General features: G+C 58.3%; 16 protein-coding genes. 13 read left to right on the top strand and 3 right to left on the bottom strand.

Going from position 1 to position 19,841, the window contains the following annotated elements; genetic code table 11:
* Positions 1 to 48 precede the first annotated feature (48 nt).
* Both B7Y64_RS13865 and B7Y64_RS13860 read right to left on the bottom strand, forming a co-directional pair.
* The gene (locus B7Y64_RS13865) at positions 49 to 876 is read right to left on the bottom strand and encodes an MBL fold metallo-hydrolase (protein ID WP_291324381.1); all 828 of its coding nucleotides are present in this window, start codon (positions 874 to 876) and stop codon (positions 49 to 51) included.
* A gap of 122 nt (positions 877 to 998) precedes the next feature.
* Positions 999 to 1,208 (bottom strand): lipoprotein, encoded by a 210-nt coding sequence (locus B7Y64_RS13860; protein ID WP_081739334.1) that lies wholly within the window; start codon positions 1,206 to 1,208, stop codon positions 999 to 1,001.
* A gap of 12 nt (positions 1,209 to 1,220) precedes the next feature.
* On the opposite strand from B7Y64_RS13860, the gene cyaY reads away from it, so the two are divergent.
* On the top strand, positions 1,221 to 1,550 hold the full coding sequence (gene cyaY / locus B7Y64_RS13855) for an iron donor protein CyaY (protein ID WP_291324380.1): 330 nt from the start codon (positions 1,221 to 1,223) through the stop codon (positions 1,548 to 1,550).
* Between the two features lie 112 nt (positions 1,551 to 1,662).
* On the opposite strand, the gene B7Y64_RS13850 is transcribed toward cyaY, so the two are convergent.
* Positions 1,663 to 4,062, bottom strand: a complete 2,400-nt coding sequence (locus tag B7Y64_RS13850) for a penicillin-binding protein 1A (RefSeq protein ID WP_291329171.1) — start codon at positions 4,060 to 4,062, stop codon at positions 1,663 to 1,665.
* A 281-nt stretch (positions 4,063 to 4,343) separates the two neighbouring features.
* Here B7Y64_RS13850 and B7Y64_RS13845 point away from each other — a divergent pair, with 281 nt between their 5' ends.
* From B7Y64_RS13845 to B7Y64_RS13790, 12 genes are all read left to right on the top strand, one after another.
* A complete protein-coding gene (locus B7Y64_RS13845; RefSeq protein ID WP_291324378.1) occupies positions 4,344 to 5,423 on the top strand; it encodes a pilus assembly protein PilM in 1,080 nt (359 codons plus the stop codon).
* Positions 5,420 to 6,040: a PilN domain-containing protein gene (locus tag B7Y64_RS13840; RefSeq protein ID WP_291324391.1), complete on the top strand. Its 621-nt coding sequence runs from the start codon at positions 5,420 to 5,422 to the stop codon at positions 6,038 to 6,040. The genes B7Y64_RS13845 and B7Y64_RS13840 overlap by 4 nt, the downstream gene beginning before the upstream one ends.
* A 3-nt stretch (positions 6,041 to 6,043) precedes the next feature.
* Positions 6,044 to 6,712: a type 4a pilus biogenesis protein PilO gene (locus tag B7Y64_RS13835; protein ID WP_087743821.1), complete on the top strand. Its 669-nt coding sequence runs from the start codon at positions 6,044 to 6,046 to the stop codon at positions 6,710 to 6,712.
* A complete protein-coding gene (locus tag B7Y64_RS13830) occupies positions 6,709 to 7,251 on the top strand; it encodes a pilus assembly protein PilP (protein ID WP_087743824.1) in 543 nt (180 codons plus the stop codon). Before B7Y64_RS13835 ends, B7Y64_RS13830 begins: the two co-directional genes overlap by 4 nt.
* Positions 7,248 to 9,386 carry a type IV pilus secretin PilQ gene (locus B7Y64_RS13825; protein WP_291329168.1) on the top strand — a complete coding sequence of 713 codons (2,139 nt, stop codon included), beginning with the start codon at positions 7,248 to 7,250 and terminating at the stop codon, positions 9,384 to 9,386. Before B7Y64_RS13830 ends, B7Y64_RS13825 begins: the two co-directional genes overlap by 4 nt.
* Before the next feature lie 23 nt (positions 9,387 to 9,409).
* The gene (locus B7Y64_RS13820; protein ID WP_291329166.1) at positions 9,410 to 11,008 is read left to right on the top strand and encodes a carboxypeptidase-like regulatory domain-containing protein; all 1,599 of its coding nucleotides are present in this window, start codon (positions 9,410 to 9,412) and stop codon (positions 11,006 to 11,008) included.
* Between the two features lie 402 nt (positions 11,009 to 11,410).
* Positions 11,411 to 12,505 carry a 3-dehydroquinate synthase gene (gene aroB, locus B7Y64_RS13815; protein WP_291329179.1) on the top strand — a complete coding sequence of 365 codons (1,095 nt, stop codon included), beginning with the start codon at positions 11,411 to 11,413 and terminating at the stop codon, positions 12,503 to 12,505.
* Positions 12,506 to 12,589: 84 nt separating this feature from the next.
* On the top strand, positions 12,590 to 13,762 hold the full coding sequence (locus B7Y64_RS13810; RefSeq protein WP_291329164.1) for a deoxyguanosinetriphosphate triphosphohydrolase: 1,173 nt from the start codon (positions 12,590 to 12,592) through the stop codon (positions 13,760 to 13,762).
* A 179-nt stretch (positions 13,763 to 13,941) separates the two neighbouring features.
* Positions 13,942 to 14,565: a DUF1415 domain-containing protein gene (locus tag B7Y64_RS13805; protein WP_291327213.1), complete on the top strand. Its 624-nt coding sequence runs from the start codon at positions 13,942 to 13,944 to the stop codon at positions 14,563 to 14,565.
* On the top strand, positions 14,562 to 15,488 hold the full coding sequence (locus tag B7Y64_RS13800; protein WP_291327211.1) for an SAM-dependent methyltransferase: 927 nt from the start codon (positions 14,562 to 14,564) through the stop codon (positions 15,486 to 15,488). Before B7Y64_RS13805 ends, B7Y64_RS13800 begins: the two co-directional genes overlap by 4 nt.
* A 101-nt stretch (positions 15,489 to 15,589) precedes the next feature.
* Positions 15,590 to 16,285, top strand: a complete 696-nt coding sequence (locus tag B7Y64_RS13795; protein ID WP_024814130.1) for a transposase — start codon at positions 15,590 to 15,592, stop codon at positions 16,283 to 16,285.
* A gap of 185 nt (positions 16,286 to 16,470) precedes the next feature.
* Positions 16,471 to 19,841 (top strand): glutamate synthase central domain-containing protein (locus B7Y64_RS13790; RefSeq protein ID WP_291329162.1); only part of this gene is annotated, 3,371 nt, incomplete at its 3' end.

Genomic DNA, 19,841 nt, shown 5'->3' with positions numbered 1-19,841 from the left:
TGTTAGCGCTTTATGCGAAAGGGCTGGAGCCGATTTTGTCAATAACCATCAAGCGTTCACCGCGTGCAGTGCTGGCCGCATTTGTCGGCTTACCGGGTCGATGTGGGCGGTCGGGATCTGGTAGGCGCGGTCATCAAACAAGTCGATGCCGCACATGAGGTTTTCGATCCAGTCCAGAAAATCGCTGATGGCCTTTTTTCCCATGATGGGTGCGCCATGCTGGGGCACCAGCATGGCGATGTCCAGCTGGCGCGCCATGTGCACCCACAGCCGCAAGATCTTGTTGGACACCATGTAGCGGCGGTGAAAACCCTCCATGCGCGGGATATGCGCAGCCAGATCGGTGACAGGAATGCGCGCCTCTGCCCCCGACGTCATTGACACGCCCAGGTCGCCGGTGAAAAGAATGCGGCTGACCGGGTCGTAGAAATGGAAGTTGCCCTCGGAGTGCATGAAGTGCGCTGGCAGCAACACCAGTTCGTGGCGCCCCAAAGGCAGGTGGCCGCCACTGTCGGGCACGCCGATCACGCGGTTTTCTGTCTTGCCCACCTTGGTGAAATGGGGGGCAAACCGCTCCCACACCCGAGAAATCACCAGCGAAGCCTTGGTGGTGCTCATCCAGCGATCGAGTGAGGCAATGATGTCTGGATCGGCATGCGATGCGATGACATACGCCAGCTTGCTGGGCGGGAAGTGCATGGACATCCCCATGAACAATTCATTGAAGGCGAGGTTGCATCCGGGATCGATGATGGCGCCCGTGTCGTCATCGACGATCAGGAACTGGTTGGCCTGAACCGCCTGCCCATCCTCCTCGATGAGGTCGGTAAACATGAGGCAGGCGTGATGCTTGTCGCGATAGAGTTCCAGGGCCATGTCGATGCTGCAATGCAATAAAACATCGACTGTACGATTACCCACGTTCTTAGTGCTTGATAAGAATCAAGTTTGCATTTGCCCTGTGCGTTTCACATACCTGAAGGCCGCCGCCTGCACAGTCACCGTGGCACGGAAGCGGGTGGTGCGGCCGTGGCGGGTGCTGCCGGTTCCGTTTTTACAGGGGAGAGCGTTTCAGGCAACGTGGCGCGTTGACTGGCTTCAGGCGCCCCAGGTAGATACAAGGGGCCGCGCTGGCCGCAGCCCCACAGCACTGCCGCACTGGCAGCAAGGGCAATAGACCTGACTAGAATTTGGGAAGCTCTCAACATGCGTAAATTGTAATGACCGACCTTGAATTTCTGGACCAGGCTGAAAAACTGCTGCTTGCCGTTGAACGCAGTTGCGATCGCATCAACGATGAGGGGGCCGCCGATGTGGACAGCCAGCGCACAGGCGGCATGGTGACACTGACATTTCCCAACCGCAGTCAAATCATCATCAACTTGCAAAAACCGCTGCATGAGGTGTGGATGGCCGCAAAGTCGGGCGGATACCACTACCGGTTTGATGGCTTGGCCTGGCAAGACACCAAAGGTGCCGGCGAATTCTTTCACCGGCTGAGCCGGGATGCCGAACAGCAGTCGGGCACGCCGTTGCGATTCGTGGCCTGATTAGCGCTGGCAGGATCGGGAGCCGAGCCAGCCTTGCATTGACGAGACCCGGACATGTATTGCACATGCGGCGCCACTGTGAAAACACAGCAGGACCGCATCTTGCAAAGAATCAGTTGCGAAACAGGTCGAGTATGCGACCGCGTTCTTCGGGTGGCGGTGGCGCCTGCGGTGCCACGGTCGATGAAGGGGTGGGCCGATTTTCCAGGCCTACGTTTGCAACGCCCGCGTTGCGCGAATATTCCTCATAGAACCACTCACCACCAACATTCACCACCCCTGGCGGCACAGTGGCCTCCATGACTGGCACGCCCTTGAGGGCCCGTTCCATGAAGTTGATCCATACCGGTAAGCTCAGTCCGCCCCCGGTTTCACGGCTGCCCAGGTTGCGCGGCTTGTCATAGCCGATCCACGTCACAGCGGCCAAGGTAGGCTGATAGCCAGCAAACCAGGCGTCCACCGAGTCGTTCGTGGTGCCCGTCTTGCCATGCAGATCCGTCCGCTTGAGAGTGGCTTGCGCCCGTGCAGCAGTCCCCGAGCGCGTGACCTCCTGCAACAGGTTGTTCATGACAAATGCATTTCTTGCATCAATGGCGCGAGGCAGATCGCTGATGTCAGGGGGCGGGTTCTCCGAGATCACCCGACCCTTGTGGTCGGTCACGCGTGTAATCAACCAAGGGTTGACGCGGTAGCCACCATTGGCAAACACCGAGAAGGCCGATGCCATTTGCAAGGGCGTAACAGAACCCGCACCCAATGCCATGGTCAGATAGGCGGGGTGCTTTTCAGCCTCGAACCCGAAACGGGTGACCCACTCCTGCGCCGTTTTGGGCCCTACCGCCTGCAGGATGCGAATGGAGACCATGTTCTTGGACTTTGCAAGCCCCGTTCGCATGGTCATGGGGCCGTCGTATCTTCCGTCGTAATTTTTGGGCTCCCAGGGTTGACTGCCAGTGACGCCTGCGTCAAAAAACAGCGGAGCGTCGTTGACAACGGTGGCCGGGGTAAAGCCCTTTTCCAGCGCGGCGGAATAGATGAAGGGCTTGAAACTGGAACCCGGCTGGCGCCATGCTTGGGCTGCATGGTTGAACTTGTTCTTGTCAAAATCAAAACCGCCCACCAGCGCCTTGATGGCTCCGTTGCGTGGATCGACAGCCACCAAAGCACCCTCGACCTCGGGGAGTTGGGTGATTTCCCAGGCGTTTTTGGGCGTCTTGGCCACGCGAATCACGGCGCCGCGGCGAATCTTGATGTTGGGGGCTGCCTTGTCGCTCAGACCCGACTGCGCAGGCTTGAGTCCGTCGCCCGTGATTTCAACAGTGTCCCCGTTCGCGCGCGCAGCCACGATCTTGCGTGCGGTGGCCTCCAGCACCACTGCTGCCAGGATGTCTCCGTTGTCTGGATGGCTGGCAAGCGCTTCGTCGATGGCGTCCTCCACCTCTTCTGGAGCGTTGGGCAGGTTCACGAATTGCTCGGGACCGCGATACTGCTGGCGTCGTTCGTAATCCATGATGCCGCGCCGCAGGGCCGCGTAGGCGGTATCCTGGTTGGCCGCGTTCAGCGTGGTGTACACATTCAGGCCGCGGGTGTAAGCCTCATTGCCATACTGGTTGAAGATCAGTTGCCGCACCATCTCGGCCACATATTCGGCGTGGACGCGGGTGTTGTCCTGTCCTGAGCGGATTTTGATTTCTTCCTTCTTTGCGGCCGCAGCTTCTTCGGCCGTGATGAAACCGTTTTCCTCCATCCGTTCAATGATGTAGAGCTGGCGTGACCTGGCGCGCTTGGGGTTGTTGATCGGGTTGTACGCAGAGGGCGCCTTGGGCAGCCCCGCCAGCATCGCTGCCTCGGCGATGGAAACTGACTTCAGCGGTTTTCCAAAATAGGCCTCGGATGCGGCGGCAAATCCGTAGGCACGGTTGCCCAAATAAATCTGATTCATGTAAATCTCGAGAATTTGGTCTTTTGTGAGCAAATGCTCGAGTTTGAATGTTAGTAATATTTCGTAAATTTTCCGCGTAAATGTTTTTTCTGATGATAGATAAACATTGCGAGCCACTTGCATGGTGATGGTTGAAGCGCCCTGGCTTTTGACGCGCCCCAGATTGGCAAGGACTGCGCGCATCATTCCCTTGTAATCGACGCCACCGTGCTGGAAGAACCGTGCATCTTCAATGGCCAGCACTGCGTCTTTCACCACGGTGGGGATCTCGCCTATGGGCGTCAGGTTGCGCCTTTCCTCGCCGAACTCTCCCAGCAAAGCACCTTCCGACGAGTAGATCCGCAGAGGAAGCTTGGGTCGGTAGTCCGCAAGATCAGAGACGTCGGGGAGATTGGGGTAGGCCATGGCGAGCGCCACACCAATGACCAGCAGCAAGGCCAGCCCCCCAGCCAACCCGAGCCCGCCGATCCACAGGAAGGCGCGAAAAATCCAGCGTAGCCAGCCAGGGCGTCGGTCGGTCGCCGAAGCGTCTGGCTTGTGAGGTTGCTTGGGGGAGTTGGGGGGCGCCATATCGCTTCGGAAGGAAAAGAGCCGCCATTATAAAAAATGGCAATCTCGGGCTGGTTTATTGGGGAAGGACCCGGGGACGGACCACGCAGGCGCGGGCCGCCCACAGTGGCGGATGACTACGTCAAGCGTATTGCAGCACGGTTAAGAATCGTCTGCTTTTGGCAACGCCCGAAAGAATGCGGGTGGCTAAAACGCTTTGCCCGAGAACTATCTTACTGATAGCATTCATGTGAAATGTTAAGTTTTGTTGCGTCATTTTGGCAAGTTACAGGAGACCAATTTTGATCTCAACGGGGTCTTTTTTTAGTCGCCAGTCCGCACCGCTGCTGGGTATCGACATCAGTTCCTCCAGCGTCAAGTTGGTGGAGCTAGGGCGCGACAAGGGCGGTGGGCTGGTGCTCGAGCGCTGCGCCATCGAACCGCTGGAGCGTGGTTGGATCACAGACGGTAACATCGAAAAATTCGATGAGGTTGCTGATGCATTGCGCCGGCTTGTCAAAAAGAGTGGCACCCGTACCAAGAACGTTGCCTTGGCGCTGCCTCCATCGGCGGTGATCACCAAAAAGATCACTCTGCCCGGTGGCATGACAGAGCAGGAGCTCGAGGTCCAGGTCGAGTCCGAGGCGAACCAGTACATTCCCTTTTCCCTGGACGAGGTCAGTCTGGATTTCTGCGTTATTGGGCCTAGCAAAAATGCGCCCGGCGACGTGGATGTGTTGATTGCGGCCTCGCGGCGGGAGAAAGTGCAAGACCGGCAAGGTCTTGCCGAGGCGGCTGGGCTCAAGCCGGTGGTCGTTGATATCGAATCGTACGCGTCAAGGCTTGCTGCTGGACGATTGATCGAAGCGCTGCCCAACAAAGGGGTGGACGCCCTTGTCGCATTGTTTGAAGTCGGGGCGCTTACCACGAGCATGCAGGTCATTCGCAATGAAGAGGTCTTGTACGACCGGGACCAGGCATTCGGCGGGGCGCAATTGACGCAACTTATCGTGCGGCAATACGGGTTTTCCGTCGAAGAGGCCGAAAGCAAGAAGCGCAACGGGGACTTGCCAGAGGACTACCAAACAGCGGTGCTTCGACCATTTGTTGAAAGCATGGCCCAAGAAATTGGTCGAGCGCTGCAATTTTTCTTTACCAGTACGCCGCACAACCGTGTTGATCACATCATGCTGGCTGGCGGATCGGCACCGCTGCCGGGTTTGACGGAGGCGGTCACCCGTCAGACTGGTTTTGCGTGCAGTGCTGTCAATCCGTTTGACGGAATGGAGATTGGAAGTTCCGTCCGTTTGAAAAAGATGGTGCGTGAAGCCCCTTCATATCTCACTTCATGTGGTTTGGCTATGCGGAGGTTTCTGCAGTGATTTTGATCAATCTGCTCCCGCACCGGGAGGCTGCGCGTAAACGCAGGCGCGAGGCTTTTCAGGCAACGATGTTTGCATCGTTTCTGCTGGGTCTTGCTATCGCAGGAGCTATCTATTGGTGGTTCCAGGTCATGATTACAGACCAGCAGGAGAGGAACAGTTTTCTTCAGCGTGAAATCCAGGTCCTTGATGGGCAAATCAAGGAAATTGCGTCCATCGAAGAGGAAATTGCTTCTTTGCGCGCACGGCAGAAGGCTGTGGAGGATCTGCAATCAGACCGGAATTTGCCGGTACATCTGCTGAACGAACTCGTCAGGCGGTTGCCGGATGGCGTCTACATCACCAGCATGAAGCAAGATGGCCAGACCATTTCCATGCAAGGCATGGCGCAATCCAATGAACGCGTTTCGGAGATGCTGCGCAACCTTACCAACAACACCCCCTGGTTTTCTAAACCGGAACTGGTGGAAATTGTCGCCAGCAACGTGGCATTGACACCTCGGGACCAGCGTCGTGTTGGTGCTTTCAATTTGAAATTTCAGCTCATGCGATCCAGTGAGGCGCAAAAAGCCATGGATGCTGCTAGCTCGACTGTTGCTGCCTCTGCGGGAAAGTAGCGTATGGCAAAAACACAAGCTTCAAAAATTGATTTCGCTGCACTGCAGAGCAATCTGCAGCGGCAGTTTAAAAATCTGGATCCCAAAGATCCATCGCTTTGGCCGGTTTTGCCGAAGTTTTTGCTCTGTGCATTCATCGCCCTCGGTGTTGCTGCCGTACTTTGGTTTGTCCAACTGACAGATTACCAGGCAGAGCTTGAATCGGAGCGTGGCAAGGAAGTGGTTCTTCGCGAAGACTATACGAAGAAACTTGTAAAGGCTGTAAGTCTGGATGCGCTCAAGAAGCAGCGCGAACAGATACAGCAGTATGTGATTCAGCTTGAAAAGCAATTGCCCAGCAAGGCGGAAATGGCTGCCTTGCTGTCAGATATCAACCAGGCGGGATTGGGGCGGAGCTTGCAATTTGATCTATTCCGCCCTGGTCAAATCGTCGTCCGAGATTATTACGCGGAACTCCCGATTGCCGTGAAAGTGACGGGAAAGTACCACGACATGGGTGCATTTGCATCGGATGTTGCGCATTTGTCCCGTATTGTGACTTTGAACAATATTTCGATTGTTCCGGCGGGGAAGGAGGCTGGCATGTTGTCCATGGATGCCACCGCGAGAACTTTCCGCTACCTGGATCCTGAAGAGGTTCAGGCGCAAAAAAATGCCGGAGGAAAGAAATGATGTGGACCGGTCGTTTTGCTTTGATTTTATGTGCGGGGGTTTTAAGCGGTTGCGGTCCAGCGGGCGAGGATGAATTGCGCCAATGGATGGCCGATCAGCGCGCCACTACCAAGCCGCGCATTACCCCCCTTTCCGAGCCCAAGCAGTTCCAGCCGCAAGCATATACGGTAGAGAATGGTATTGAACCGTTCAATCAACTCAAGCTCACGCAGGCATTGCGGCGCGATTCGGTTCAGATTGCCTCCAATGCAACGTTGATTGCTCCTGAAATGGCGCGCAGGAAAGAGCCATTGGAGGCATTTCCGCTGGACGCCATGACGATGGTCGGTAGCCTGAACAAAACCGGAACACCTACGGCGCTTCTCAAAGTCGATAATTTGCTGTATCAGGTTCGGGTGGGAAATTATCTTGGCCAAAATTATGGAAAAATTACCAAAATCTCCGAAACGGCAATTAGTTTGCGCGAAATAGTGCAAGACGCCACCGGGGATTGGATAGAGCGCACCGCATCGCTTGACCTGCAAGAGGGAAAGAAATGACAACGAAAAATATCTGGATGATGAATCACTACAAAAGTGCGATCTTTGCGGTAGTGACTACGCTGGCAGCAACAGCTGCCATGGCACAAAGTGCCATCGAGGCAGTCACTGGCACGATGCAAGGTGGCGCAGAAGTGGTTCGTGTTGAACTATCTCAGCCACTCTCGGCAGTGCCTACGGGTTTTGCAATTCAGTCACCAGCGCGCATTGCACTGGATTTTCCTGGAACCACCAATGCAATGGGGCGGTCCGTTGTCGATGTGAACCAGGGAAACTTAAAGTCTATCAATGTCGTACAGGCGGGCGATCGGTCACGCCTCGTTTTGAATCTCAAGCAAGCCACTTCCTACCAGGCTGAACTGCAAGGCAAGACGCTTCTTATCTCTTTGTTGCCCGTTACCACTTCGGCAGCAGCTTCGCAGCAGTCCTCCACCACGATATTCGCAGAAAGCGGCAGCAGCGATACGCTTCCTTTGAAAGACGTTGATTTCCGCAGAGGTGCAGATGGTTCTGGTCGCATTGTTGTCGGCCTTGCCAACAGTCAGGTCGGTGTTGATCTTCACCGCCAGGGCAAGGGGCTGACTGTCGATTTTCTCCGCTCATCCTTGCCTGAAGGACTGCGTCGGCGTCTTGATGTGACAGATTTCGGAACGCCCGTTCAAATGGTGACAACATCCCAACAGGGTGACCGTGTGCGAATGGTGGTGGAACCCGTTGGCGACTGGGATCACAGCGCCTACCAAAGCAATAACCAATTTGTTGTGGAAATTCGCCAAAAGAAGGTGGATTTGAGCAAATTGACCCAGGGGCCTGGCTACAGCGGTGAAAAACTCTCGCTGAATTTTCAGAATATTGAAGTCAGATCTTTGCTTCAAGTCATTGCAGATTTCACCAACTTTAATATTGTCACATCGGACACCGTGACTGGTGCCTTGACGCTGCGATTGAAAGATGTTCCATGGGACCAAGCCCTCCAGATCATCATGGATGCCAAGGGCTTGGGCATGCGCAAATCCGGAAGCGTGTTGTGGATTGCCCCCAAGGACGAAATTGATGCGCGCACCAAGAAGGATTTCGAGGCTGCGCTGGCCATTCAGAAGTTGGAGCCCCTTAAAACGCAAGCTTTTCAGCTGAATTACGCCAAGGCTGCGGATATGGTGTCGCAGTTAACAACCAGCTCGAGTGGCGGCACCGGCTCCTCCACCAGATTCTTGACGGAACGAGGAAGTGCTATTTCTGAGCCCCGTACAAACCAGCTTTTTGTGACCGACACACCCAGCAAGCTTGAAGACGTGCGGCAGTTGCTTGCGACGCTGGACGTTGCGGTACGTCAGGTTCTTATCGAGGCCCGAATTGTGGAGGCGCGAGATACCTTCGGCCGGTCGTTGGGGGTGAGATTGGGCGGTACGGATTTGCGAGCCAATCGCGGCGGCGATGGCGGCTATGGGATTGGTGGAAACAATCGTGTGGCATTTGGTACCAGTTACAGCAATGCGGTTGCCTCCAGTGGCGCGGGCGGGACCACAAACACAGACGGGAATTTTGTCAACCTGCCTGCCAGCCTGTCCAACGTCAGGAGTGTGGGGAGTTTTGCCCTCTCCATATTCAACTCTGCTGCCAACAGATTCCTGACGCTGGAGCTCTCGGCCATGGAGGCCGATGGCAAGGGCAAGATCGTATCGAGCCCGCGCATCATCACCGCCGACCAGACCAAGGCCTTGATCGAGCAGGGCACCGAATATCCCTATTCAGTGACCGCGCCCAATGGCGCAACCACCCTGGCCTTCAAAAAGGCGGTGTTGAAGCTGGAAGTGACCCCGCAGATCACCCCCGAGGGCAGCATCATTCTCGACCTGGACATCAACAAGGACAGCCGGGGCGAAACCACCACGCAGGGCGTAGCCATCGACACCAAGCACATCAAAACCCAAATCCTGATCGAAAACGGCGGAACCGTGGTGATTGGCGGCATTTTCGAAATGGAAGACACCAATCAGGAAAACAAGATTCCCGTGCTGGGTGATGTGCCGGTGGTGGGCAATTTGTTCAAGAGCAGGACGAAAGAGTCCTCTAAGCGTGAAATGCTGGTTTTCATTACGCCAAAGGTCATTACTGACCGTGGTCCAGTGCGGTAAATAGATTAATTGTTGGGGAAAAAATGAGAAATCTTTTCAGAATATTGACCGTGCCATTGGTGGCTGTGTTGGTGGCTTGTGGTGGTGGGGGAGGGAATTCAGGGACGCCACCTAACGGACAGCCTGCAACGGTAAGTGTCGCGAACATCGTTTATCAGCTGAATAAAAATGCATTGACCAACTCGGGCTCGGATGAGGCCACGTTAACGGTCACTGCTCTGGATGCCAATAACAATCCGGTGGCAAATGCCGCTTTGGCAGTTTCGGTTAGTTCTGGTGTTTATACGCCAGAAGTGGCTGTTTCCGACGCCACAGGTAAAGCTTCCGGGAAAATTTCTATTGGAGGCAGCAAGGCCAATAGGGATATTACGGCGACCATAAAGATGGGAGATAAGACTGCGACAGCAGTGATTCCTGTCACTGGCAGTAAAGTGGCTTTGTCTTTGGTCCCTGCAGTACCGGTTCCTGGCGGCCCGGCTACGTTGTCCATCAAAGTAACTGACGTTAATGGGTCTGGTATCGCACAGGTCCCCGTCAAGTTGGGTGGCACACTGGGTTTCACACAAAGTGTGGCTACCGATAGCGATGGCAATGTCACCGTTCAATTGCCGGCTGCCCCTGTTTCTGCGGGTACATACACCATTGTGGCGACTGCTTCGGGTGTGACTGCCCAGACGCCAGACGTGCAGGTATTGCTGCCTGGAGGAACTGGTATTCCTAATGCAACGGGAGTGATTAGCGCAGCCAGCTTGGCTATTACTCCGAACACCATTGCGCCCAATACGGCGGGCTCCAGCACGAATCGGGCGGGCTTGAGGGCGGTGTTTCAAAACGCGACCAACCAAGCTATTGCGAATGTTCGCGCCCGTTTCGAGATTGTTCCGCCGGGGCTGGGCAGTGGTGAAGTGATTTCAACGGGTGCTGCCACAGTCTATAGCGATTCCACCGGTCAAGCGTTTTCTGAATATGTTGCTGGTACGCGGTCCAGTCCCACAGATGGAGTTCAGGTTCGAGTGTGTTATGGCCTGACTGACGCGGAGATCGCGAATGGCGCTTGTCCAAATTTCAGAATTGCAACCATGACGGTTGCCAGTCAGCCACTTTCAATCACCTTGGGTGATAACAACGAGCTGGTGAAAGGCGCGAACAATCTCACCTACATCAAGAAGTTTGATATTGCAGTGGCGGATGCAGCTGGCAATGCGGTGCCCAATGCGCAAATCTCTGCGAGTGTTGATCTGCGTTCCTATGGAAAAGGGCTATATGCCAGTCCACGCACTTGGTGCCGGAATGAAGACTTGAATCGGAACGGATTTCTGGACGCAGATGAAATCCTCGCCGGTGACGGCGATGGCGAAATTTCACCGCGCAAAGCGGATGTGGTTTTGTCTTTTATCGGTGATAAAACAACCGGCACGAATGGTCGCGCCACCATACAGGTGGAGTACCCTATGAATGTTGCGACTTGGCTTCAATATGCGGTGAAAGTGACTACCAGTGTGGCAGGTTCTGAGGGGGTGGTGGAAAAGACCTATACAACAGGTTTTGTCGAGGGCGATGACAAAAACGGTTCGTTCTTGACGCCTGCTTATGGCGTGAATGACTGCTTCACGCCTGATTGAACTCCATCTTTGGGGCGAAACAGATCGGTGTCGTGAATATCGGTCTGTTTTGTTCTGACAGAGCCACTATCGCGTGGAATCTGAATTTTTGTTTTGCGGCGGCTTTTTTACTCTGTCAGGGGTGATTTAGATCATCTTCCGTTCGGAATCGGTCTCGGCTATTTGCGGGGGAAATTGGGGTGACGGACTCCGTTGCCCAACTTGTTTGCTTCTCAGGGTCTCAGTCGCAAAAAAGGCATCGGATACTCCCTTGCGCGAACTGTGAGCAGCCGGCGTACCGTGCGGCTGCCCTAAACTAGGCCCACCATGTCCACTGTAATTACCTCACCGAACTCTGCTTTGCAGCGCGATGGTGGTGCATCTGCATCGTCCACTTCGTCGATTTCATTGCCCGCCAGCGTCGTGCAAACCGTCGCCATCAACCTGGCCGACCGCAGCTACCCCATCACCATCGCCCCTGGCCTGCTGGCCACCCCCGCCAACTACGCCGCGCTGCCCAAGGCGACCGCTGCCCTCATCGTCACCAACACCACAGTGGCGCCGCTGTATGCCGATGCCCTGCGCTCGGCGCTCGCACCCAAGTACGCCCAGGTCCACACCGTAGTCCTGCCCGACGGCGAGGAACACAAAAACTGGCAGACCCTGAACCTGATTTTTGATGCCCTGCTGCAGCACGGTTGCGACCGCAAAACCGTGTTGTTCGCCCTGGGTGGTGGAGTCATTGGCGACATGACCGGCTTCGCCGCCGCTAGCTACATGCGCGGGGTGCCGTTTGTGCAGGTGCCGACCACGCTATTGGCGCAGGTGGATTCGTCGGTGGGAGGTAAGACGGCCATCAACCACCCGCTGGGCAAGAACATGATTGGTGCGTTCTACCAGCCGCAACTGGTGGTGTGTGACCTGGCGACCCTCGATACCTTGCCGGTGCGTGAACTCAGCGCTGGCCTGGCCGAGATCATCAAATACGGGCCGATTGCCGACATGGATTTCATGGGCTGGCTCGAAGATCACATGGATGACCTGCTGGCGCGCGACCGAACGGCGCTCGCGCATGCAGTGCGGCGCAGCTGCGAGATCAAGGCCTGGGTGGTGGGGCAGGACGAGCGCGAGGCCGGACTGCGCGCCATTTTGAATTTTGGCCACACCTTTGGCCATGCCATAGAGGCCGGTATGGGCTATGGCGCCTGGCTGCATGGTGAGGGTGTGGGGGCCGGCATGGTGATGGCGGCCGAGCTGTCGTGCCGGCTGGGCTTGGTGGATGACGCGTTTGTGGCGCGTTTGAAGGTGCTGGTGCAGCGTGCTGGATTGCCCCTGCGTGGCGCGGTGCTGGATGCTGCTGACAATGCCGGCCGCTATCTGGAACTGATGCGCGTGGACAAGAAGGCGGAGGCGGGCGAGATCCGCTTTGTGCTGATCGACGGGCCGGGCCGGGCCTGCGTGCGTGCCGCACCCGATGCGCTGGTGCGCGAGGTGATTGACGCCTGCTGCGCCGGGTGACAGGCCGTCACCTGGTATTTATTGAATCAATTGCTATTAATGTGATAGCTTTAAGCGCTTGCTGTTAAAGCGCTAGAGGCCAATTTGACCCAAAGCTCTTCTCTGGCGTGCTATGCCTGCGACCCTGCGTTGTCGCGTGGGCGCCGCTATCCTGAGCCTGCTGCGCCCACGCGCACCGACTACCAGCGTGACCGTGACCGCATCGTGCACTCGTCGGCGTTCCGTCGGCTGGTTTACAAGACCCAGGTTTTTTTGAACCACGAGGGAGATCTTTTTCGCACGCGGCTCACGCATTCGCTGGAGGTGGCGCAACTGGGGCGTTCGATTGCCCGGTCGTTGCGCATCAACGAAGACCTGGTGGAGGCGATCTCTCTGGCCCATGACCTCGGCCACACCCCTTTCGGGCACGCCGGGCAGGATGCGCTGAACGGGTGCATGCAGGCCCATGGCGGGTTCGAACACAACCTGCAGAGTCTGCGGGTGGTGGACCACCTCGAAGAGCGCTACCCCGATTACGACGGCATCAACCTGACGTTCGAAACGCGGGAGGGCGTGCTCAAACATTGCTCGCAGGCAAACGCGCAGCGGCTGGAGCTGAATGAACCTGGAGGCGTGGGGGGGCGGTTTTTGCGCAGGGAGCAGCCCAGTCTGGAAGCGCAGCTGTGCAATCTGGCCGACGAAATTGCCTACAACGCGCATGACATTGATGACGGCGTGCGCTCGGGCCTGATCACGCTGGCGCAACTGGCCGATGTTCCTCTGTTTGACCACTACCGCTGTGTGGCGCAGGCCGAGCATCCGCATCTGGTGGGCGCGGCGATGGAGCGGCGCCTGCTGTATGAAGCCATCCGGCGCATGCTCAGTGCACAGGTCTATGACGTGATCGAGGCCACCAGCGCCGCGTTGGCCAGTGCCGCGCCCCGCAGTGTGGCCGACGTGCGTTTGGCCGCAACGCTGGTGGGCTTCAGCGCCCCCATGCGGGCCCAGTCATCGGAGCTCAAGCGGTTTCTTTTCAAGAACCTTTACCGCCACCCGCAGGTGGTGGAGACCACCGGGCGCGCCCAGCGCGTGGTAACCGAGCTGTTTGCTGCGTATGTGGCCGAGCCGCGCGAAATGAAGCCCCGTTTCACCCGCCAGGCACTGGAAGGCGAGCCCTCGGCACGCGCCCGGGCGGTGGCAGATTTCATCGCCGGAATGACGGACCGCTTCGCGGGGCGCGAACACGAGCGATTGACCGGCCTGCGCCTGCTGGGCTGATGTCATCACCAAATCACCGGTGCTGCTGTTGATGCGCCTTGTGGTACTTCAGTGCTGCCTGCGGCTTTGCCAAACGTCACCGATTTGCAAATGCACTCAGCCGCTGCGATTGGCCCGCCGTGGTGGCTGCGGTTCGGTAAACTTCACCCCTTTTTTGTTGTCTTCTGAATCGATCTGCCATGAACGCTGCCGCCCCTTCGCCGCCCCTCGCGCCTTCTGAACGGGCGGACCTCATCACGAAGGACATGGTGCGCTGGCTGGAGCGGGCCGTGATCGGGCTGAACCTGTGCCCGTTTGCCAAGGGCGTGCACGCCAAGGGGCAGATTCACTATGTGGTGAGCGCTGCCACCGGTGCTGAGGCACTGGCGCAAGACCTGCGGCGCGAGCTGGCCGATCTGGCCGCAGCCCCTGCCGAGGTGCGCGACACCACCTTGCTGATGGCGCCGGACTGCCTGCAGGATTTTCTGGAGTTCAACGATTTCCTGGGTTTGGCCGAAGACGTTCTGGAGGAGCTGGACCTGGACGGCACCCTGCAGATTGCCAGCTTTCATCCGCAGTTCCAGTTTGCGGGCACCGGTGCGGGTGATGTCACCAACTGCACCAATCGCGCGCCATATCCCACCTTGCACCTGCTGCGCGAAGACAGTATTGACCGGGCAGTGCAGGCCTACCCCGAGGCCGAAGCCATCTACGAGCGCAACATGGAGGTGCTGGAGCAACTGGGTATGCCAGGCTGGCAGGCGCTGGACGTGGGCGTGAGCACGGCGGCAACCACGCCTGAACTGCCGAAGGACCCGGCATGAAAGCCGCGGACCACAAGGCGGTAACCAAAGCGGCTACCAAGGTACCTTCCAAAAACCTGCCGGCAGCCAGCGCAGAGTTGTCCGAGCTGCGCCCGGGGCAGTCCGTTGAGTTGTTGAAAGAGCTGCACATCCTGACGCGCGAAGGGCGGCTGAACCAGGATTCACGCCGCAAGCTCAAGCAGGTGTACCACCTGTTCAATTTCATCGAGCCTTTGCTGCAGGAAATGTCGGCCGACGGGCACAGCCCCACGCTGGCCGACCATGGCGCGGGCAAGTCGTATCTGGGCTTTATCCTGTACGACCTGTATTTCAAGGCGCTGGGACGCGGTCATATCTACGGCATTGAAACGCGCGCCGAGCTGGTCGAAAAATCGCGTGCACTGGCCCAGCAACTCGGCTTTGGGCGTATGTCGTTCTTGAACCTGTCGGTGGCTGAATCCACCGATGCGGCCGAGCTGCCCGAGCGCATTGATGTGGTGACCGCGCTGCATGCCTGCGACACCGCCACCGACGATGCCATTGCCTTCGGCCTGCAAAAACAGGCACGCGCGATGGTCATCGTGCCCTGCTGCCAGGCCGAAGTGGCTGCCTGCCTGCGCCAGGGCAAGGCTCTGCAACTGGCGCGCACGCCCCTGGCCGAACTGTGGCGCCACCCGCTGCACACCCGCGAGGTGGGCAGCCAGGTAACGAACGTGTTGCGGTGCCTGCACCTGGAGGCCAGCGGTTACCAGGTCACAGTGACCGAACTGGTGGGTTGGGAGCACAGCATGAAAAACGAGCTGATCATCGCCCGCTACACCGGCCAGAGAAAGCGCAGCGCCCAGGAGCGGCTGCGCGCCATCTTGCGCGAGTTCGGGCTCGAGCAGGCTTTGGGAGCGCGTTTCGGGCTGTCGGCAGACGCCGCCGTGTCGCCGCAGGAATAGGGTCCGGGCAAACACTCCTCAGGGGCAATACGTGGCCAACTCAATAATTGGGGTCAGAGCTCAATTAAAATTGCCCGTGTTTCCTTGTTCAGGACTTCGCCATGGCCCGCCTGCCCCGTCTCACGCTTCCCGGCTACCCGCACCACATCATTCAGCGCGGCAACAACCGCCAGATGATCTTTGCGGACACCCAGGATTTCGCCACCATGATGGCGCTTTTGGCCGAAAACGCACATAAGTTTGCGGTCGCGGTCCATGCATATGTCCTGATGGACAACCACTTTCACCTGCTCGCCACACCGGCCACGGCCGAGGCGTTGCCTTTGATGATGCAGGCGGTGGGGCGCAGTTATGTGCGCTATTTCAACCAGCGCCACGCCCGCAGTGGCACGCTGTGGGAGGGGCGCTACCGCTCCACGCTGATCGAGACGGAGCGCTATTTGCTCGCCTGCATGGTGTATATCGATCTGAACCCGGTGCGGGCCGGCATGGTGGCGCAACCGGGGGCCTGGCAGTGGTCCAGCCACGCCCATTACCTGGGCCAGCGCATCGACAAACTCGTGACCCCGCATGCGTTGTATTGGGCGCTGGGCAACACGCCGTTTGCGCGCGAAGCAGCCTATGCAGGGTTGGTGCAGGCGGGCATTGGCAGTGGCGATCAGGCTGCTTTGACCGAAGCGGCATTGAGCGGATGGGCGCTGGGCGATGCGGAGTTTGTGGCGGAGTTGCAAAAAAAATCGCCCCGCCGCGTTGCTAAGGCCAAGGCAGGGCGGCCCGCAATCACACCGAAAAATTAAGTTAAATTGATTTATGGCGCTTGATGGATAAGGAATGACAGCTATCAATATTGATGTGTCCCTAATTCCATGTTTTTTGCAATGTATCAGAAATAATTGGAATCTGACCCCAATTTTTGTGCTTGCGCAAATATGTTGCATTGCACTAATCTTGCATTCCCTGCGAAAAATATGAGGAGTGCGCCATGACTACGGCTGCCGAGATCCAGCATCTGCAACAACACGGTTTGTATTCATCGGGTAACGAACACGACGCCTGCGGCCTCGGGTTTGTGGCCCACATCAAAGGCATCAAGCGCCACGACATCGTGACGCAGGCCTTGAAGATCCTGGAAAACATCGACCACCGTGGTGCGGTGGGTGCCGACCCGCTGATGGGTGACGGTGCCGGTATCCTGATCCAGATTCCCGACGCGCTGTACCGCGAAGAGATGGCCAAGCAGGGTGTGACCTTGCCTGCGGCTGGCGAATACGGCGTGGGCATGATCTTTTTGCCCAAGGAGCACGCATCCCGTCTGGCCTGCGAGCAGGAGATGGAGCGCGCTATCAAGGCCGAAGGCCAGGTGTTGCTGGGCTGGCGCGATGTGCCGGTGAATGTGGACATGCCCATGTCCCCCACCGTGCGCAAGAAGGAGCCCATCCTGCGCCAGGTGTTCATCGGACGTGGCAACGACGTGATCGTGCAGGACGCGCTGGAGCGCAAGCTGTATGTGATCCGCAAGACCGCCAGCGCCAATATCCAGGCGCTCAAGCTCAAGCACAGCAAAGAGTATTACGTGCCCAGCATGTCCAGCCGCACCGTGGTCTACAAGGGCCTGCTGCTGGCCGACCAGGTGGGCGTGTACTACAAAGACCTGTCCGACGAGCGCTGCATTTCGGCCATTGGCCTGGTGCACCAGCGTTTCTCAACCAATACCTTCCCCGAGTGGCCGCTGGCCCACCCTTACCGCTATGTGGCGCATAACGGTGAAATCAACACCGTCAAGGGCAACTACAACTGGATGAAGGCGCGTGAAGGCGTGATGGCTTCGCCCGTGCTGGCGGCTGACCTGCAAAAGCTCTACCCCATCAGCTTCGCCGACCAGTCCGACACCGCCACGTTCGACAACTGCCTTGAGTTGCTGACCATGGCCGGTTACCCCATCAGCCAGGCCGTGATGATGATGATCCCCGAGCCCTGGGAGCAGCACACCACCATGGACGAGCGGCGCCGCGCCTTCTATGAATACCACGCCGCCATGCTCGAGCCTTGGGACGGCCCGGCCTCCATCGTGTTCACCGACGGTCGCCAGATCGGCGCCACGCTGGACCGCAACGGCCTGCGTCCCTCGCGCTACTGCATCACCGATGACGACTTGGTCATCATGGGATCCGAATCGGGCGTGCTGCCGATTCCTGAGAACAAGATCGTGCGCAAGTGGCGCCTGCAGCCCGGCAAGATGTTCCTGATCGATCTGGAACAAGGCCGCATGATCGACGACGATGAGCTCAAGGCCAACATCGTCAACACCAAGCCCTACAAGCAGTGGATCGAGAACCTGCGCATCAAGCTCGACAGCATCGACGCTGGCGCGCAAGTGGCGGCGGCCCAGCCTGCCGATCTGCCGCTGCTCGATCGCCAGCAGGCCTTTGGCTACACCCAGGAAGACATCAAGTTCCTGATGGCGCCCATGGCCCGAAACGGCGAGGAAGGCATTGGCTCCATGGGCAACGACAGCCCGCTGGCCGTGCTGTCGGGCAAGAACAAGCCCTTGTACAACTACTTCAAGCAGTTGTTTGCCCAGGTGACCAACCCGCCGATCGACCCGATCCGCGAGGCCATCGTGATGTCGCTCAACAGCTTCATCGGCCCCAAGCCCAACCTGCTGGACATCAACCAGGTCAACCCGCCCATGCGCCTGGAGGTGAGCCAGCCCGTGCTCGACTTTGCCGACATGGCCAAGCTGCGCGACATCGAGAGCCACACCAACGGCAAGTTCAAGAGCGTAACCATCGACATCACCTACCCGCTGGACTGGGGCCGCGAAGGCGTCGAGGCCAAGCTGGCTTCGCTGTGCGCGCAGGCCGTGGATGCCATCAAGGGCGGCGCCAACATCCTGATCATCAGCGACCGCGCCGTGAGCGCCACGCAAGTGGCCATTCCCGCACTGCTGGCCTTGTCGGCCATTCACCAGCACCTGGTGGGTGCGGGCCTGCGCACCACCGCCGGACTGGTGGTCGAGACCGGCACCGCCCGCGAAGTGCACCACTTCGCCGTGCTGGCAGGCTACGGCGCCGAGGCCGTGCACCCCTACCTGGCCATGGAAACCCTGGCCGACATGCACAAGGAACTGGGTGGTGACCTGTCGGCAGACAAGGCCATTTACAACTACGTCAAGGCCATCGGCAAGGGCCTGTCCAAGATCATGTCCAAGATGGGCGTGAGCACCTACATGAGCTACTGCGGCGCCCAGCTGTTCGAGGCTATCGGCCTGAACACGGAAACCGTGGGCAAATATTTCACCGGCACCGCCAGCCGCGTGGAAGGCATTGGCGTGTTCGAAATCGCCGAAGAAGCCATCCGCATGCACAAGGCCGCCTTTGGTGACGACCCGGTGCTCGAAACCATGCTGGACGCGGGCGGCGAATACGCCTGGCGCGCCCGTGGCGAAGACCACATGTGGACGCCCGACGCCATTGCCAAGCTGCAGCACAGCACGCGCGCCAACAACTGGAACACGTACAAGGAATACGCCCAGCTCATCAACGACCAAAGCAAGCGCCACATGACGCTGCGTGGCCTGTTCGAGTTCAAGATCGATCCCTCCAAGGCGATCCCGATCGACGAGGTCGAGCCCGCCAAGGAAATCGTCAAGCGTTTTGCCACCGGCGCCATGTCGCTGGGTTCCATCAGCACCGAGGCGCATGCCACGTTGGCCGTGGCCATGAACCGCATCGGCGGCAAGAGCAACACGGGTGAAGGCGGCGAAGATGCCGCACGCTACCGCAGCGAACTCAAGGGCATCCCGATCAAGAAGGGCGATACCTTGAAGAGCGTGATCGGCGCCGAGAACGTCGAGGTCGACTTGCCTTTGCTGGACGGCGACTCGCTGCGCAGCCGCATCAAGCAGGTGGCGTCGGGCCGCTTTGGCGTCACGGCCGAATACCTGTCCAGCGCTGACCAGATCCAGATCAAGATGGCCCAGGGCGCCAAGCCCGGCGAAGGCGGCCAGCTGCCTGGCGGCAAGGTGTCCAACTACATCGGTAAGCTGCGTCACAGCGTGCCCGGCGTGGGCCTGATCTCGCCCCCACCGCACCACGACATCTATTCCATCGAGGACTTGGCGCAGCTGATCCATGATCTGAAGAACGTCGCACCGCACGCCAGCATCAGCACCAAGCTGGTGTCGGAAGTGGGTGTGGGCACCATCGCTGCGGGCGTGGCCAAGTGCAAGAGCGACCACGTCGTGATTGCCGGCCATGACGGCGGCACGGGCGCATCGCCCTGGTCGTCCATCAAGCATTGCGGCGGCCCCTGGGAAATCGGCCTGGCCGAAACCCAGCAGACCCTGGTGCT

This window comes from Acidovorax sp. 35-64-16 (genome assembly GCF_002281195.1).
Taxonomy (GTDB): domain Bacteria; phylum Pseudomonadota; class Gammaproteobacteria; order Burkholderiales; family Burkholderiaceae_C; genus Acidovorax; species Acidovorax defluvii.
This window is presented reverse-complemented; position numbering and strand designations above follow the sequence as displayed.

Bases quoted from the DNA above. Each gene is read 5' to 3' on its own strand.
- B7Y64_RS13865 (WP_291324381.1), bottom strand. From the start codon at position 876: ATGGCCCTGGAACTCTATCGCGACAAGCATCACGCCTGCCTCATGTTT.
- B7Y64_RS13860 (WP_081739334.1), bottom strand. From the start codon at position 1,208: ATGTTGAGAGCTTCCCAAATTCTAGTCAGGTCTATTGCCCTTGCTGCC.
- cyaY (WP_291324380.1), top strand. From the start codon at position 1,221: ATGACCGACCTTGAATTTCTGGACCAGGCTGAAAAACTGCTGCTTGCC.
- B7Y64_RS13850 (WP_291329171.1), bottom strand. From the start codon at position 4,062: ATGGCGCCCCCCAACTCCCCCAAGCAACCTCACAAGCCAGACGCTTCG.
- B7Y64_RS13835 (WP_087743821.1), top strand. From the start codon at position 6,044: ATGGCAAAAACACAAGCTTCAAAAATTGATTTCGCTGCACTGCAGAGC.
- B7Y64_RS13830 (WP_087743824.1), top strand. From the start codon at position 6,709: ATGATGTGGACCGGTCGTTTTGCTTTGATTTTATGTGCGGGGGTTTTA.
- B7Y64_RS13825 (WP_291329168.1), top strand. From the start codon at position 7,248: ATGACAACGAAAAATATCTGGATGATGAATCACTACAAAAGTGCGATC.
- B7Y64_RS13820 (WP_291329166.1), top strand. From the start codon at position 9,410: ATGAGAAATCTTTTCAGAATATTGACCGTGCCATTGGTGGCTGTGTTG.
- B7Y64_RS13805 (WP_291327213.1), top strand. From the start codon at position 13,942: ATGAACGCTGCCGCCCCTTCGCCGCCCCTCGCGCCTTCTGAACGGGCG.
- B7Y64_RS13800 (WP_291327211.1), top strand. From the start codon at position 14,562: ATGAAAGCCGCGGACCACAAGGCGGTAACCAAAGCGGCTACCAAGGTA.
- B7Y64_RS13795 (WP_024814130.1), top strand. From the start codon at position 15,590: ATGGCCCGCCTGCCCCGTCTCACGCTTCCCGGCTACCCGCACCACATC.